Origin of the sequence: Massilia yuzhufengensis (assembly GCF_900112225.1) — a bacterium.
Classification (GTDB): Bacteria; Pseudomonadota; Gammaproteobacteria; order Burkholderiales; family Burkholderiaceae_D; genus Telluria; species Telluria yuzhufengensis.
This window is the reverse complement of sequence record NZ_FOLD01000036.1, coordinates 1-17,469: the sequence shown is the minus strand read 5'-3', so window position 1 is coordinate 17,469 and position 17,469 is coordinate 1. Positions and strand designations below refer to the sequence as shown.

The following is a 17,469-nucleotide window of genomic DNA, read 5'->3' as shown; positions in this document are numbered from 1 at the left end:
CATGATTTGCGCGGCCGGTTAAGCCGCGCGTGGCCGCAGCGTCAGGTCGCGAGCCCGTGCGAGATCAGTTCCAGCGGCAGCGCCGTGGTGCACTTGATCTGTTCCATCGAGAAGGCCGACGACACGCCGGTCAGGCGCGCTGCCTTGATCAGCTTCTTGTAGAAGCGGTCGTAGCCGGCGATGTCGGTGGTGACCACCTTGAGCAGGTAGTCGACGTCGCCGCTCATGCGATGGAATTCGAGCACCTCGGGCAGCGCCTGCACCGCCGAGGCGAAGCGTTCCAGCCATTTTTCATCGTGCTCGCTGGTGCGCACGCTGACGAACACCGTGACCGGAAGGCCCACCTTTTCGCGATTGACGATGCTGACCCGGCTTTCGATATAGCCCTCTTCCTCGAGGCGCTTGACGCGCTTCCAGCAGGGTGTACTGGACAGGCCGACCTTTTCGCTGAGGCCGGAAATGGAGAGGGTAGCGTCCGCCTGCAAAGCGGCGAGAATGGCGCAATCAAACTTGTCGAGTGAGTTCATTTTCCAAATAACGATATATGGAGAATACATATGCTAATTCTGCGCCGCAAGGCAGAGAATTTAGGATATCTTTACCGCCACGACTCCGTAACATACTCACTCACAATAACACGATCCGCAGCAACTAATTACCTTTTTGTAATTATTCTTATGAGCACTGAACTGTACCTCGACGCCAACGCCACTTCGCCCGTGCTGCCGGCCGCCATCGACGCGGCCGTGGCGGCCATGCAGGCCTGTTTCGGCAACCCGAGCAGCAGCCACGCCAGTGGCCTGCGCGCGAAGGCGCTGCTCGACGCCACCCGCGGCCAGGCGCGCCGGGTGCTGGGCGCCGCCAGCGGACGGGTATTGTTTACCAGCGGAGCCACCGAAGGCATCCAGACCGCCGTGTTGTCGGCCCTGTGCGCGGTGGCCGAACGGCGCCGGCGCGGCGAGCCCTGCGGCGACCTGCTGGTGGTCGGCGCCACCGAACACAAGGCGGTGCCGGAAAGCCTGGCGCACTGGAACCGGCTGCTCGGCGCCGGCCTGGAACTGCGCATGCTGCCGGTCGACGCCGACGGCCGCCATCGCCTGGAGGTGCTGCGCGAGCTGGCGCCGCGCGCGGCCTTCGTCTGCACCATGGCGGCCAACAACGAGACCGGCGTCGTGTCCGACCTGGACGGCATCGCCCGCGTACTGGCCGAAACCTCCAGCCCCGCGCTGTGGATGGTCGACTGCGTGCAGGCCCTCGGCAAGCTGCCGCTGGCGCTGGACCGCACCCGCATCGACTACGCGCCGTTCTCCGGCCACAAGCTGTATGCCCCCAAGGGCGTAGGCCTGCTCTATGTACGCGAGGGCGCGCCTTACACGCCGCTGATGTACGGCGGCGGCCAGGAAGCCGGGCAGCGTTCCGGCACCGAGAACATGGCCGGCATCGCCGCCCTGGGCGCCGTGCTCGGCGCGCTGGAACAGGGCGGCACCTTCCGCAACCACGCCCAGCTGCTGGCCTACCGCGACCGCCTGGCCGCCACATTGCTGGACGCCTTTCCCGGCCTGGTCTTCAACGCGCCGCTCGAACATGCGCTGCCGACCACGCTGAATTTCTCGGTGCCCGGCATCAGCAGCAAGGAATTGCTCGACCTGTTCGACGCCGCCGGCGTGCGCGTCAGCGCGGGCTCGGCCTGTTCGGCCGCCAAGGCGGCGCCGAGCTATGTGCTCGATGCGATGGGCGTGCCGGTGGCGCGCAGCGCGTCGGCGGTGCGCCTGTCGTTTGGCCCGCTGGTGGACGACGCCTTCATCGACGCCGCCTGCGCGCAACTGCTGCACTGCGGCCGCGCGCTGGCTGCGGCCCAGCCTGCGGCCGCGCTGCAGCAGCTCGAATCCCACGGCGCCAGCGGCTGGCTGCTGTTCGACACCGATGGCCGCCATTGCATCGCGATCGACCCGCCGGCCGCGCACGCGCCCCGCATCGCGGCCGACCTGCGCGCACGCGGCGCGCGCCTGCTGGCCTGTTTCGACACCAGCCATGGCGCCGGCGGCGCCGACGCCTTGTGCGAACTGCTGGACATGACCCCCGGCTGGCCGGGCGGGGCGCAGCAGGTGCTGCTGGCCGACGGCAGCGCGCTCGACGCCATCGCCCTGGGCCAGGACGTGCTGGCGAAAGCGGGCGACGCCTTCCTGCTCGGGCGTCCGGACCAGGGCGTGCTGGCCGCGGATGCCGTGCGCTTCGCGTTCGGGGCGCTCGCACCGCAGGCGAGCTTCGGCGCAACCCTGTGCTGCCACCGGATCGGCGAACCGGCGCTCTCGCGTCCCGGCGCGGCTTCGCTGCCGGACGACGGCATCGACCTCGACGCCGCCGCGGCCGAGGCTTTCCTGCGCGCCCACCCCGATGCGCTGCTGGTCGACGTGCGCGAGCTGGCCGAGCATGCCGCCGCCGCGGCGCAGGTCGGCGGGCGCGCCGCGCACAACGTGCCGCTGTCGCAGCTGGCCGGGCAGGCCGCGCAGTGGCTGCGCGGCGCACCGCCTGCGCTGGTGTTCGTATGCCGCAGCGGCAACCGCAGCGCGCGCGCCGCGCGCACCCTGCGCCGCCTGGGCCATGCCCAGGCCTGGCACCTGGCCGGCGGTCTCGCGCTGGCCGGCTGATCCGGCGCCAGTGTACGTCACCGCACAGTGGTGAAGACCCGCTTCTTCTAGCATGGCGGTGGCCGTGCGCACCCTGCAGCTTTTGTCCAGCTGAACCGCCCCACTGAACCGCCCCGGGCGCCCCTGCGCGCCAGCGGTCAACAGCGCACGCCTCTGTGTCGAGGTCCCTGTTGAATCAAGAGAAACACCCGAAGGCTGAATTTTCCGCCGCCGATGGCGCCGCGGGCTTGCAGGCGCTGTTGTCCGGGCACGCGGCCGCGTTGGAGACCGCCTGCGCCGTGCTCGACGCCGCCCGCCGCGGCGGCGGCGCGCTGCCGCCCGCCGCCGGCGCCATCCTCGACCAGGCCCCGCTGCTCGACGCCCAGCTGCGCCTGGCGCGCGGCCAGCTGCTGCACGAGCGCGGCGTGCTGCCGGCAAGCGGCGGCGTCGCGCGCGTCTACGTGCTGGCGCAGGAACTGGCCGCGCAGGACGGCGGACGCATCGAGCGCGACGCCCTGGCGCACTTCCTCGCCGCGCGCGAACACGAGGCGGCGCTGGCGCTGGCCGAACTGCGCATGCTTCCCGCGGCACTGCGCGTCGCCCTGCTCGAACGGCTGCGCGGGGTGGCCGAGCGCGGCGCCGCAGCCTGCCGCGAGCGGGCCCTTGCGGCCGAATGGGCGGGGCGCATGATCGACACCGCCGAACGGCGCTCGGGCGACCTGGTGCTGCAGGTCGCCGACATGGCGCGTGCGGTGCAGCCCATGGGCAGCAGCTTCGTGGCGGAACTGGCGCGCCGCCTGCAGGGGCAGGGCAGCAGCGTGGCGCAGGCCCTGGCGTGGATCGACGCGCGCCTGGCCGACGACGGCTCGAGCATCGCCCGCCAGGTGCAGGCCGAACGTGAGCTGACGGCGGCCGACGGCATCAATGCCGCCAGCAGCCTGGCCGGCCTGCGCCAGCTGGGCGGGATCGACTGGCGCGCACTGCTGGAACAGGCCAGCCCGGTGGAACCGCTGCTGCGCGCCGACCCCGACGGCAGCTACCCACGCATGGATGGTCCCACCCGCGACCACTACCGCCTGGCCGTGGAGCGGCTGGCGCGCAGCACCGGGCGCACCGAGCCCGAGGTGGCGCAGGAAGCGCTGGCGCTGGCCGGCGTGAACCGCGCACCGGCCGAAGGTGGCCTCGACCGGCGCCGCCGCCACATCGGCTACTACCTGGCCGGGCCGGGCCTGGCGGCCCTGGAGCTGCGCCTGCAGCCCGACCCCGGCATCAAGGCGCGCCTGCAGCGGCGCTGGCGGAACACGCCGCTGGCGCTGCACATCGGCGCGAAGGCGGTGTTGAGCTTGCTGTTCACCGCCGCGGTGGTGGTATGCGCGCGCCAGCAGGGCGCGGGGCTGCCGATCCAGGCCGCCACCGGGCTGCTGGCGCTGCTGGGCGCCAGCGGGCTGGCCCACGCCCTGCTTGACATGATGGCGGTGTGGCTGCCCGCGCCGGCCCCCACGCTGCGCATGGACTTCGAAGGCGGCGTGCCGACGGATGCGCAGGCGCTGGTGGCGGTGTCGGCGCGCCTGGCCAGCGCGGCGCAGGTCGACGCGCTGTGCCGCGACCTCGAGGTGCGCTACCTTGCCAACCGCGATCCGCGCCTGCGTTTCTGCCTGCTGGCCGACCTGCACGACGCGCCGGCCGAGGCGATGCCGGGCGACGCCGCGCTGGCCGGCCACGCGGCCTCCGCCATCGATGCCCTGAACCGCAAGCATGCGCGCACGTACACCCTCGACACGCTGGGCGAGGATGGCCAGGGCGCCACGGCGCGCACCCGCGTCGAGCCCTTCCTGCTGCTGCAGCGCCCGCGCGTGTGGAGCAGCGGCGAACACGAATGGATCGGGCGCGCACGGCGCCGCGGGCAGCTTGCCGACCTCAATGCCTACCTGGCCGGCGCCGGCCGCGAGCGTTTCGCTACCGTGGCGGGCAACAGCGCCGGGCTGGCCGAAATCCGCTACGTCATCGCGCTCGACGCCGCCACCGACCTGCCGCGCGACGCGGCGCGCCTCCTGGCCGGCGCGATGGCGCATCCGCTCAACCAGCCTGCCTTCGACGCCAGCGGCAACCACATCGCCGAAGGTCATGGCATGCTGCGCCCGATCACCGGCAGCGCCATTCCCGGCCCGCACGCCTGCCGCTACCAGCGGCTGTGGGCCGATGGCCGCGGCACCTGGGCCGCCGGCCCGGCGCGCCGCGAAAGCGCCATGGACGGCATGTTCCGCTGGGCCGCGATCTACGACGTCGATGCCTACGAGCGCGTGCTGCGCGGGCGCCTGCCTGACGACGCACTGCCGGTTCCCGGCGCCGTCGACGAGGGCTGCCTGCATGCGGGCATCGATTGCGGCGTGCGGCTCGAGGAAGCGCTGGCCTGCGGCTATGGCGAGCATGCCGTGCGCCGCCACCGCATCGTGCGCGCGGCCTGGCAAGTGGCAGGCTGGGTACGCGGCCGCATCGGCGCCAAAGGCGCCGTCGCATCGAACCCGATGACGGCCAGCGCGCGCTGGCAGCTGTTCGACATCCTGCGCGACAGCCTGGTCGCCCCGGCGATGCTGCTGCTGCTGGTGCTGTGTTGGAGCACGCTGTCCGCGCCCGCCTTCTGGAGCGCCGCGGTCCTGTCGGTGTTCTTCCTGCCGGCGCTGGTGGGCGGCCTGGTGGCCTTGATCGACCGGCCGCACGACGCGCCCTGGCGCCAGCACCTCGACAGCTGGGCGCGCGGCGCGCGCGTGCCGCTGGTGCGGGCGGCGCTGGCGACCAGCTTCCTGCCGCACGCCGCCTGGTGCCAGGTCGATGCGCTGGTGCGCGCGGTATGGCGCCGCCATGTGTCGCGCCGGCGCCAGCTCGAATGGCGCCCGGCCGCGCTGGCGCGCCCGGCCCGCGTCATCGAGAACAACTGGCTCACCATGTGGTTCGCGCCGGTGCTGGCGGTGGCCACCGCGGTGCTGCTCACCTTCGTCAATCCGTATTCGGTGTTCCCCGCCGCGCCCATCCTGCTGGTGTGGTTCCTGTCGCCGCTGCTGGCATGGTGGACCAGCCTGCCGCTGCGCGGGCGCCTGCCGCGCCTGTCCGCCGCGCGCCAGGCTTTGCTGGCGCGCCTGGCGCGGCGCAGCTGGAGCTTCTTCGAAGACCATGCCGGCCCCGCCAACAACTGGCTGCCGCCGGAAAGCGTGCAAGACCATCCGCACCAGGTCGAAGACGCGCGCACCACGCCGCAGGGCATGGCGATATTCCTGCTCTCCACGCTGGCCGCGCGCGATTTCGGCTTCGTGCCGCCGGGCGAACTGCTGCGGCGCCTGGACGCCTCGCTGGCCTCGCTGGCGCTGCTGGAACGCTGGAACGGCCATTTCCTGGCCGCCTACGACAACGCCACGCTGGCGCCTTGCGAGCCGGCCTATGTCTCCACCGTGGATAGCGGCTGGCTGGCGCTCGGCCTGCGCACGCTGGCCGCCGGCCTGGACGAACTGGAAGACGGGCCGATCGCCGGACCGCATACCCTGGACGGTATCCGCGCGGCCCTGCACGTCGTGGACGAGCTGGCGCAGCAGGGCTCGCACGGCGACCGCGCCCTGGTCGCCGCCGTCTGGGGCGCGCTCGACCCGCCGCGCTGCCGCGCCGCCGATACGCTGCCCGGCCTGTCCGAGTGCCTGCGCCACGTCCTGGATGCCGCCGACGCCCTGGCGGCAGGGCTCCCGCCAGGCGCCGCCCCCGCGCTGCGCGACTGGGTGGCGCGCCTGGGCTTGCAATGCCGTGCGGTGCAGGACGACTTGCTGGCGCTGGCGCCGTGGTTGCGGGCGGCGCAGGAGTACGTGTTGGACGCCAGCCTCACGCGCATCCCGACCTTGCGCGAGCTGGCCGCCCTCGATACACCCGAGGGCGCGCAGCACGGCCTGGCGCGCCTGGTGCGCGACGGGCGCCAGCATGCCCAGAAGCTGCTGGCGGAATGCGGGCGGCTGTCGGCGCAGGCGCGCACCTTCGCCGGCATGGACTTCGGCGCGCTGCAGGACGGCGCTACCGGCCTGCTGGCCGCCGGCTGCCACGTGCGCGAACCGCGGCTCGATGCCGACAGCTGCGACCTGCTGGCCTCCGAAGCCCGGATGGCCGCTTTCGTGGCGGTCGCGCAGGGCCAGCTCGGCCAGCGCCACTGGTGGGCGCTGGGGCGGCCCATGCGCATCGCCGGCGGCGAGCAGCTGCTGCTGTCGCGCACGGGCGCGCTGTCCGACTACCTGGCGCCGCAGCTCCTGATGCCCACATGGCGCGAGTCCCTGCTCGACCACGCCGGGCGCGCCGCGGTGCGCGCCCAGGAGGCGCACGGCCGCAGCCACGGCATGCCCTGGGGCTTTTCGGAATCGGCCTGCAATGCGGTCGACGCCGGCCTGCGCTTCCAGTTCGGCCGCTTCGGCATTCCCGCCGCCGCGCTCGAACGCGGAACCGGCGACGGCCTGGTCGCCGCTCCCTACGCCGCGATGCTGGCGCTGCCCCTGGCGCCTGGCGCGGCGCTGGCCAACCTGGAGCGCATGGCCCAGGAAGGCCTGGCGGGCGACTATGGCTTCTTCGACGCGGTCGACTACACGCCGGGCCGGCTCCCGCATGGCGAGCGGCGCCATGTGGTGCGCGCGCTCGCCGCCCGCCACCAGGGCATGGGCCTGCTCGCGCTGCTGCAGCTGCTGCACGACGCGCCGATGCAGCGCCGCTTCGCCGCCGATCCGGAGCTGCGCGCCGCGCTGCCGCTGCTGCACGAAGCGATGCCGGCCTGCGGGGCTTCGCAGCCGGCCGCCTACGACAGCGCCGGCGCGCCATCGGGCGCCGCGCAGGGCAGGGTGATCGACCGTGCCGGCGCCGCAGCGCCCGAACTGCAGCTGCTGTCCAACGGCAGCTACCACGTCGTGGTGATGAGCGACGGCGCCGGCTACAGCCAGTGGGGCGGCCTGACGCTGACCCGCTGGCAGCCGGACCCGCTCGGCGCGCGCGGAGGCCTTGCCTGCGTGCTGCGCGATACGGCAAGCAACGAATGGTGGTCGGCCACGCTCGCGCCGCTTTACGGCGAGCCGGAACGCTACGAGGCGGTGTTCGCCGAAGGGCGCGCCAGCTTCCGCCGCGAAGACCGCGGCCTGGTCATCCTGGCCGACGTGGTGGTGGCGCCGGAGGACGACGTCGAGCTGCGCCGCATCCGCATCCGCAACACCCGCGACACGCCGCGCACGCTCGAACTGACCAGCCATGCCGTCCTGGCGCCGCCGCCGAGCGGCGCGTGGGACGCGCACAGCCCGCCGGTGCGCATCGACGAGGCGTCGCAGGCCATCCTGTGCTCGTTCGGGTCGGGCGCGCCGACGGTGCTGCACCAGATGGCGGTGCGCGGCGAGGCCGGCGCGCCCGCCTTCAGCAGCAGCTGCACCGATCCCACCGCCGTGCTGCCGCCGCTGGAGCCTGGGCCGCAGGTCCCGATGCTGGCGATCCGCCGTAGCATCAGCCTGGCCCCGTTCCAGGAAATCACCGTCGACCTGGTGCTGGGCGCGGCCGCCACACCGGCCGCGGCGCGCGAAGTGGCGGCGCGCCATGCCGACGCCGGGGTCGTGGCGCAGGCCGTGGAGGCGGCATGGACCCATGGCCAGGCCTTCCTGCGGGCGCTTGGCGTGAGCGAAGCGCAGGCCCAGCTCTACAACCGCCTGGCCGGCTGCCTGCTCGATCCGGTGCCGGGCATGCGGGCGGAGGCCGGGATCATCGAGCGCAACGTGCGCGGCCGCGGCGCCCTGCTCGCCTATGGGGTAGACGGCAGCCGCCCGCTGGTGGTGCTGCAGCCCGGCCCCGACAGCGTCCTGGTGCGCGAAGCACTGGGTGCGCACACCTATTGGCGTGCGCGCGGCCTCGAGGCCGACCTGCTGGTGCTGTGCGAGAGCCGCGAGATCCGCGCGCAGGTCACCAGTCTGGGCGCCAGCCGCGTTCACCTGCTGGAAGACGTGCCGCACGAAGACCGCATCCTGCTGCTGTCGGCGGCGCAGGTGCTGCTGCTGGAAGAGCGCGGCGCGCTGGCCGACCAGTTGCGGCGCGCGGCGCCGCCCATGCCTGCGCTGCCGCCGCCGTTCGTACCGGACGCCGAGCCGGCGCCGTGGACCGCCGATGCGCCGGCCGCGCCGGACGAAGCGCTGCAGTTCGAGACCGGCTTCGGCGGCTACTCGGCGAACGGCCGCGAAGCCGTGATCCACAATCCCGAGGCGCTCCCGACCCCGTGCGAGAACGCCCTGGCCAACGGCGGCTTCGGCGCCGTGCTGCCGGCAACCGGACCCGGTTCCACCTGGTGCGGCCGGCGCGAACTGCATGTAACGGCAGGGCAGGGCGAAGCCTTCTACCTGCGCGACGAGGACAGCGGCGCGGCCTGGTCGCCGACGCCGTGGCCGATGCCCTCGGGCGAGCCTTACGTGACCCGCCACGGCTTCGGCTACACGCTGTTCGAGCATACGGCGCATGGCATCGGCTCCGAACTGCGCAGCTTCGTGGCGCCCGCTGCCCCGCTCAAATATGCGGTACTCAAGCTGCGCAACCTCTCCAGCGCGGCGCGCCGCCTGGCCGTGACCGGCTTTGTGCAATGGTGGCTCGACGAAGCCGGCGCCGCGCCCGGGCTGCAGGTGGTGACCGGCATCGACGTCGCCAGCGGCGCGCTCGTTGCGCGCAACGCCTTCGGCACCGGCTTCGGCGACAAGGTCGGCTTCTTCCACCTCGATGCCGCGCAGGTGGCCCACACGTCCGACCGGCGCGAATTCGTCGGGCGCCACCGCAGCCTGGCGAAGCCGGCCGCGCTGGAACGCAGCAGCCTGGGCGGCGCGCTCGGCGCCATGCTCGACCCTTGCGCCGCCCTGCAAACGAAGCTCGCACTGCAGCCGGGCGAACAGGTGGAACTGGTGTTCCTGCTCGGCGCGGCCGGGCCGGACAGCCTGGCCGCCAGCCGCATCGTGCAGCAGCACGGCGGCGCCAAGGGGGCGGCGCTGGCGCTGCGCCAGGTGCACGCCTACTGGGACGAATTGCTCGGCAGCGTACAGGTGGCCACACCCGACCCGGCCTTCGACCTCGCTGCCAACGGCTGGCTGCCCTATGCTGCGCTGTCCTGCGCCATGGGCGGCGCCCCGGCTGCGCAGCTGCAAGGCGCGATGGCCGCGGTGCACGGCGGCCCCGCCACCTTGCGCGCGGCGCTCCTGCGGGCGGCGCGCGACGACATCGGCAGCACCGCCGCGCTGGTCGAGGATTTCCTGTGGCTGCCCTATGCGCTGCACCGCTACGTCAGCGTGACCGGCGACTATGGCGTGCTGCGCGAAGTGGCCGGCGGCGACCCGACCAGCGGCACGCGCCTGGCGCGCGACGACCTGTACCAGTACTGCGTGCACGGCCTGCGCGGCTGCCTGCGCTTCGGCGCCCGCGGCTTGCCGCTGGTGGACGCGCGCATGCACGAAGACGACCCGGACATGGACCTGCGACCCGAAAGCGTGGGGCTGGCCTTCCGGCTCGCCACGGTGCTGCAGCGCTTTGCCGAAGTGGCCGACCGCCGCGCCGATTTCGGCTTCGCCACCACCTGCCGCGGCGCCGCGCTGGCGCTCAAGGCGCAGGCTGCGGAACACGGCTGGGATGGCGCCACCTACGGCGACGCCGCCACCCAGGCCTGGGCCGCGCTGGCAGGCGCCGAGCCTGGGCGCGTCGTGACGGCGCTCGGCAGCGTCGATGCCGCGGCTTCCGGGGACGCGCGCACGCTGGCGTGGAGTGCGCTGGCCCTGGCCGGCGAAGGCGCCGGTACGCGCGCCTGGGAACTGGCCGCGGCTGCCGTGCGCTCCGACGGTGCCCCTTGCGTCATCATGGATGCTGGTGGCGCGGGGGAGGCCGCCGGCTGGTCCTGCATGCTGCTGACCGATGGCCTGCTCGGCATCGGCCGCGCGGTCGACCGCCTGGCGCTGGCGCCGCTGCTGCCCGAGGGCTGGGAAAGCCTGCGCCTGCGCTACCGCGCCGGGCGCACCGACTACCATGTCACGGTGCGCCGTGCGACGGTGGGCGAGCTGCTGGTGCTCGACGGGCAGACGCAGCAGGCCAACACCATCGAGCTGGTCGACGATGGGCGCGAACACAAGGTGGACGTGTACGTGGAACGCAAGCCGGGAGATGCACTCACCGGGCAGCACGGCAAGGAACCAGGGGCATGAACAAGACTGTTGGAGGACGCGGCATCGCGGCGTGCGCCGCCGCGCTGTGCTGCGCCGCGCCGGCGAGCGCCATGGACTGGAGCGACAACGCGCTGGGCTACCGCTACGGCACCCGCTTCGCCGAACCTTTCAACCCGAGCCACATCAAGAAGCACGTGCTGGCCTTCACGCACGCCAGCGGCTACCGGTACGGCAGCAACTACCTCAACCTCGACCTGCTCAAGTCCGACCGCAGCGACGCTCGCTCGCTCGGCAGCAGCAGCGGCGCGCGCGAAGCCTACCTGCTGTACCGGCACACGCTCGACCTCGGCGCGCTGCGCGGGTCCGAGATCCGCTACGGCAAGGTGAAGGGTGTGGGCCTCACGGCCGGCTTCGACATCAACCACAAGGACGACGTCGGCTACAACTCGCGCAAGCGCATGCTGGTGCTGGGGCCGACCCTGATGTGGGACGTGCCGGGCTTCCTGAGCACCAGCATCCTGTGGCTGCGCGAGAGTAACGCGCCAAGCGGCGCCTTCGCGCCGATCTCGAACGTGCGGGGACGCCATGCCTACGACACGCACCCGATGTTCGGCGCCAGCTGGGGCATCCCGGTGGCCGAAGGATGGTCCTTCGAAGGCTACCTGAACGTCATCGCCGCCAAGGGCCTCGACGAAACCGGCGCCCCGACCAGCGCCGAGACCAACCTCGACATGGCGCTCATGTTCGATATTGGCCCGCGCCTCGGCTACGCGAAAAAGAAGATACGGGTCGGTGTCGGCTACCAGTTCTGGAACAACAAGTTCGGGAATTCGCGCGCGAGCACCGGCGGGGCGGGGCAGCGCGCCAGCACGCCGATGCTGCGGGCGGACGTCCATTTCTAGGGCCATTCAGGGGACTCCGCGGCCCACTTGAATTGGCTCAACTGTTGTAGATAAATTTACAACAGCCGAGTCGGATCGGCGCAAGATGAATTTCAGTGCAATTGCAAAAATTGCATTATGAAAACCACAATTCTGCCCCCCTCCCTCCGTGCGCTGCTGCTGGCCCTGTGCTGCAGCAACGTGGTCGCGGCGCCAGCCGAGCACAAGGAATTCGAAGCGACCCTGCATGCGCCTTTCCAGGCCAAGGCCGATGCGCGCCGGACCTTCAGCCTGAGCTTCCACTATCCCGGCCTGGAGCAGCCCGGTACCGTGGACTGGCAGCTGGAACTGGTGAATCCGCAAGGGCGCGTGGTCCAGCGCTGGCGCGGCAGCCATGCGTTTTCCGGCGAACCGGTACCGGTGCAGGTTAGTTGGGACGGCCGCATCAAGGCGGCCCGGGCCCCGGCCGGCCTGTACCAGGTGCGCCTGCGCGCCGGCCTGCGCGGCGACCATGAAGCGCCGGTCGAGCAGGACTGGCAGATCCTGGTGGGCGCCCGGCCGGCGCCAACAATGCCGCGCTTCGCCCCGCTGCAGGGCGTGCGCCGGGGCGACAGCGGCGCCGCCATGGCGCCGGCGCTTGCATCGCTTCCCTACACGGTCTATCTCGCCAACCTGCACAGCCAGAGCAACCACAGCGATGGCGGCGCCGCGCTCGGCGAGTGCAAGGGCGCGCAAGACCCGCTCAAGGCCAGGTTCGGCCCCGAAGCGGCGTTCGCCTATGCGCGCGGGCGCGGGCTCGACGTGCTCGCCGTCTCGGAACACAACCACATGTACGACGGCTCGGACGGCACCGCCCCAAGCGCCGACGCGGCGGCGGCAAAGGCGCTGTACCAGTCCGGACTGGCCAGCGCGGCGGCGTTCACCGCCACCAAGCCCGGCTTCCTGGCGCTGTACGGGATGGAGTGGGGCGTCATCAACAACGGCGGCCACATCAATATCTTCAACAGCGACGAGCTGCTGGGCTGGGAGACCAATGCCAGGGGCGAGCTGATGGCCGACACCGCCACGCCGCGCAACGACTACGCCGCGCTCTACACCCTGATGCGCCAGCGCGGCTGGGTGGGGCAGTTCAACCATCCCGCGCGCGACGGCCAGTTCAAGGTCGATGGCATGGCGCTTGGCTACACGCCCGACGGCGACGCGGCGATGGCGCTGTGCGAGGTGATGAACAGCACCGCCTTCTCCACCAACGATACCGAAACGGAAACCCGGCGCAGCAACTTCGAGCAGACCTGCAACCGCCTGCTGGAAGCCGGCTACCACGTGGCCTTCAGTACCAACCAGGACAACCACTGTGCCAACTGGGGCGCCTCCTACACCAACCGCACCGGCGTGCTGCTGCCCGCCGGGACGCCGCTTACGCGCGACAGCTTCATCGACGCGCTCAAGGCGCGGCGCGTGTTCGCCACCATGGACAAGACCTCGCAGCTGGTCTTTACCGCGAATGGAAAACTGATGGGCGAGCGCTTCACCAACCGCGGCCCGCTCACGCTCAAGGTGAACTTCGCCTCGACCTCCGGGAAGAAGGTCGCGGCGATGGCGATCATGGAAGGCGTCCCGCTGCGCAACGGAGCGGTGACCGAGTTGTTGCCGAATGCGACGGCGACCATCACGCCTTCGCGCGGCCAGCACTTCTACTACGCCAGGGTGACGCAGGACGACGGCAACGTGCTGTGGTCGGCGCCGGTGTGGGTCACGCAGGAGTAGGGTGGCCGGCTTCGCCGGCCGCGCGTTCAAACGCTGCCGGTGCAGCTGCGACGCCGGCCGTCAATACAATTTCGCGTGCTTTCCCCCCGCAGGTGAAGATGCTATTCTTCTCGCGCCCCCAGCCCCTATACGGGGCTGCGATGTTTGCGAGCTACCATCCTGCGAGAGACCATGAAGAAAAGCACCCTGCTGCGCGCCGCGGCCTGCGCCTTTGTCACCCAGTGGAGCGCCTACGCGTTCGCACTCGATCCCCTCAGCTATGCCAGGTATGACCAGGTCAGGACCACCGCCCTGCACCTGGACCTGAAGGCCGACTTCACGCGCAAGACCCTGTCAGGCCATGCCGACCTGACGCTGAACTGGCTCGACAAGTCGGCCACCACGCTGGACCTCGACACCCGCGAACTCACCATCTCGAAGATCGAGGCCCAGGATGCGGCGGGCGCGTGGAAGCCGGTGAAGTACACGCTCGACAAGCTGGACAAGGAAAAGGGCCAGGCGCTGCACGTGGCGCTGCCCGGCCAGCCGGGCAAGGTGCGCATCCACTACCATACCGCGCCGACCGCCCCCGCCCTGCAGTGGCTCACGCCGAAGCAGACCATGTCGGGCAAGCACCCGTTCATGTTCAGCCAGTCGCAGCCGATCAATGCGCGGTCCTTCGTGCCGATCCAGGACACGCCGGCGGTGCGCTTCACCTACACCGCCCGCATCGAAGCGCCGCAAGGCCTGCGCGTGGTGATGAGCGCCGATAACGACCCCAAGGCTACCGGCAAGGGCGGCTGGAAGTTCACCATGCCGCAGCCGATTCCGTCCTACCTGCTGGCGATCGGCATCGGCGAGCTGGAAGCGCGCACCCTGGGCGGGCGCACCGGCGTCTACGCCGAGCCGCAGCGCATCAAGGCGGCCGAGTACGAACTGGCCGACACCGAGAAGATGGTGGCCGCCGCCGAATCGCTGTACGGCCCCTATCGCTGGGGACGCTACGACATGCTGGTGCTGCCGCCGTCCTTCCCGATCGGCGGCATGGAAAACCCGCGCCTGACCTTCCTGACGCCCACCATGATCGCGGGCGACCGCAGCCTGGTCGACCTGATCGCCCACGAGCTGGCGCACAGCTGGTCGGGCAACCTGGTGACCAACGCCTCGTGGAAGCACTGGTGGCTCAACGAAGGCTTTACTACCTACGTGACCACCCGCATCCTCGAGAAGATGTATGGCGAAGAAGTGGCCACCATGAACCTGCAGCTGGAGCAGGAAGAAGCGCTGGCCTCGCTCAAGGACCTGCCCAAGGCCAAGCAGGCGCTGCTCACGCGCGATCCGGACACCTCCAGCGAGCACTACACCGATGAAGGCCTGGCCTACCCGAAGGGCGCCTGGTTCCTGCGCACCCTCGAGCAGCGCGCCGGCCGCGCCGCGTTCGACCCCTTCCTGCGCGGCTGGTTCGACCAGCGTGCCTTCCAGAGCGTGACCACCGAGCAGTTCGTCGCCTACCTGCGCGCCAACCTGCTGGCGAAGAACCCGAAGATCATGAGCGACGCGGAGCTCGATGAATGGCTGTACGGCCCGGGCATCCCGGCCAGCGCCCAGCGCGCCGTCTCGGCACGCCTGACGAAGCTGAACGACACCACCGAGCGCTGGCTCAAGGGCGACATCAAGACCGCGCAGCTCGATACCAAGGGCTGGAAAGCGGAAGAGTGGATGAAGTTCCTGAACGATATCGACAACAAGGCCAGTGCCGCAAAGCTGGAAGAACTCGACAAGGCCTTCGGCCTGGCGAAAACCGGCAACAACGAAGTGGCCTTCCGCTTCTACCGCGCGGCGGTGCATGCCGGCTACCGTGGCGTGCGCCCGAACCTGGAGACCTTCTTGATGAGCGTGGGCCGCCAGAAGTTCGTGGTGCCGCTCTACGGCGCGCTGCGCGCCAAGGCCGACGACCGCGCCTTTGCCGAGCGCATCTACAAGGCCGCGCGCGAGCGCTACCACCCTGAGACCCAGGGCAGCGTCGACAAACAGATGAATAAATAAGGATCGAACCCCGTGCTTTCCATGAACCGCATTGCAGCCGCGATCCTGATCGCTTTTTCCACCGCCGGCGCCGCGCTCGCGCAGGACGCGGCGTCCACCACCGCCGCCGCCCAGGCGCCTGCATACAATCTCGACGCCGACGTCACCCGCGTGATGAAGGCGTTCCAGGTCCCGGGCATCGCGATCGCCATCGTCAAGGACGGCAAGGTCGTCGTCGCCCAGGGCTTCGGCGTGCGCAAGCTGGGCGAGCCGGCCAGGGTCGACGGCCAGACCATTTTCGAGATCGCCTCGAACTCCAAGGCCTTTACCGCCGCCGCGCTGGGCATGCTGGTCGACCAGGGCAAGCTGGAATGGGACGACCCGGTGATCAAGCACCTGCCGGACTTCCGCATGTACGACGCCTACGTCACCGCCGAGATGACCGTGCGCGACCTGCTGACCCACCGCAGCGGCCTGGGGCTGGGCGCCGGTGACCTGATGTGGTGGCCGACCACCCAATTCACCACCGACGAGATCATCCACAACCTCCGCTACATCAAGCCGGCCACGAGTTTCCGCAACAGCTACGCCTACGACAACCTGCTCTACATCGTGGCCGGCAAGATCATCGCGTCCAAGTCGGGCAAGACCTGGGGCGAGACGATGCACGAGTGGATCCTGAAGCCCGTCGGCATGGCCGGCACCACCACCAGCCTGGCGGAAAACGCGAAGTTCACCAACGTCTCGGCCCCGCACAGCAAGATCAACGGCAAGATCGCCGCGGTCAAGCCGATGCCGGTCGATAACGCGGTCGGCGCGGTGGGCATCAATACCAGCGCCGAAGACCTGGCGCGCTGGATGAACGTGCTGCTCGACAGCGGCCGCGTGGCGAAAGGCGCGGACGGCAAGGACGTGCGCCTGTTCAGCGAGAAGCAGGCACGCGAGCTGTGGACCCCGCAAACCCCGATGAAGATCAGCCAGCCGCGTCCCCCACTGGCCGCCACCAAGCCAAACTTCTACGCCTACGGCCTGGGCTTCCAGCTGCGCGACTACCAGGGCAAGATGGTGGCGATGCACGGCGGCGCGCTGCAGGGCTTCTATTCGCGCGTGCTGCTGGTGCCGGAATCGAAGCTGGGCATCGCGATCCTGACCAATGCCGAAAGTGGCTCCTCGCTGTCCTCCCTGCAGTACCGCCTGCTGGACCAGTACCTGGGCCTGGCGCCAACCGACTGGATCGGCCGCGTGGCCGATGTCGAGCGCGAGATGACCGAGAAGGAAGCGGCGCGCCTGAAGAAGGAAACCGCCACGCGCGCGGTGGCCTCGAAGCCGTCGTTGCCGCTGGCTTCGTACGAGGGCGAGTATGAAGACGCCTGGTACGGCAAGGCGGCGATCCGCCGCGATGGCAAGAAGCTGGTGCTGTCGTTCGCCAAGACGCCCGACCTGACCGGCGAGATGGAGCACTTCCAGCACGATACCTTCATCGTGCGCTGGAAGGAGCGCAACTTCAATGCGGATGCCTACGTGACGTTCTCGCTCGACCATGACGGCAGCATCGAACGGATGCGGATGAAGCCGATTTCAACGGAGACGGACTTCAGTTATGACTTCCAGGATTTGCTGTTTGTGCCGGTGAAGAAGGAGAAGAAGGCGGATTGAGGGTGAGTTGAACTTGGGTTCCCGCCTGCGCGCACTGCTGTCCGGAATAATTTGCTTGACTTAGCAAGGAGGGGTTGCAGGCATTGGTTTACGAGGGTTAACCTCGGTTTGCCGACTTAAAAACCAAACCTGCAACCATGTACAGCATAACGACATTTCAAGAATTAATGAAGGGGCTGCCCCGCGCTGCCTTCGATCAGGCAGTCGCCCGCCACAATGCCGCCAAATATACCAAGCACTTCAAGCCTTGGAATCACATGACGGCGATGGTGTATGCGCAGGCCAGCGGAGCGCCGAGTTTGCGCGCCCTCGAAACTGGCTTCAATGCGCACGCATCGCATCACTACCATCTCGGCG

At 70.3% G+C, this 17,469-nt stretch carries 8 protein-coding genes; 7 read left to right on the top strand and 1 reads right to left on the bottom strand.

The annotated features are described in order from the left end of the window. Window positions 1–41 precede the first annotated feature (41 nt). Window positions 42–527: an Lrp/AsnC family transcriptional regulator gene (locus BM031_RS21720; protein WP_091876644.1), complete on the bottom strand. Its 486-nt coding sequence runs from the start codon at window positions 525–527 to the stop codon at window positions 42–44. Between the two features lie 150 nt (window positions 528–677). Between BM031_RS21720 and BM031_RS21715 the strand changes: the two genes are divergently transcribed. From BM031_RS21715 to BM031_RS21685, 7 genes are all read left to right on the top strand, one after another. Then, window positions 678–2,648, top strand: coding sequence for an aminotransferase class V-fold PLP-dependent enzyme (locus BM031_RS21715; protein WP_091876643.1), 1,971 nt, complete (start codon window positions 678–680; stop codon window positions 2,646–2,648). Between the two features lie 170 nt (window positions 2,649–2,818). Continuing rightward, entirely contained in the window at window positions 2,819–10,843 is an 8,025-nt protein-coding gene (locus tag BM031_RS21710; protein WP_229409125.1) for a GH36-type glycosyl hydrolase domain-containing protein, read from the top strand. Then, window positions 10,840–11,706, top strand: coding sequence for an outer envelope protein (locus BM031_RS21705; protein WP_091876641.1), 867 nt, complete (start codon window positions 10,840–10,842; stop codon window positions 11,704–11,706). Before BM031_RS21710 ends, BM031_RS21705 begins: the two co-directional genes overlap by 4 nt. A gap of 117 nt (window positions 11,707–11,823) precedes the next feature. Continuing rightward, the gene (locus BM031_RS21700) at window positions 11,824–13,452 is read left to right on the top strand and encodes a CehA/McbA family metallohydrolase (protein WP_091876640.1); all 1,629 of its coding nucleotides are present in this window, start codon (window positions 11,824–11,826) and stop codon (window positions 13,450–13,452) included. Window positions 13,453–13,623: 171 nt separating this feature from the next. Beyond that, window positions 13,624–15,477 (top strand): M1 family metallopeptidase, encoded by a 1,854-nt coding sequence (locus BM031_RS21695; RefSeq protein ID WP_091876639.1) that lies wholly within the window; start codon window positions 13,624–13,626, stop codon window positions 15,475–15,477. Between the two features lie 21 nt (window positions 15,478–15,498). Beyond that, window positions 15,499–17,112, top strand: a complete 1,614-nt coding sequence (locus BM031_RS21690) for a serine hydrolase (RefSeq protein WP_091876638.1) — start codon at window positions 15,499–15,501, stop codon at window positions 17,110–17,112. 167 nt (window positions 17,113–17,279) lie between these two features. After that, window positions 17,280–17,469: DUF4372 domain-containing protein (locus BM031_RS21685; protein ID WP_177207819.1), on the top strand; the 190-nt coding region annotated here is incomplete at its 3' end.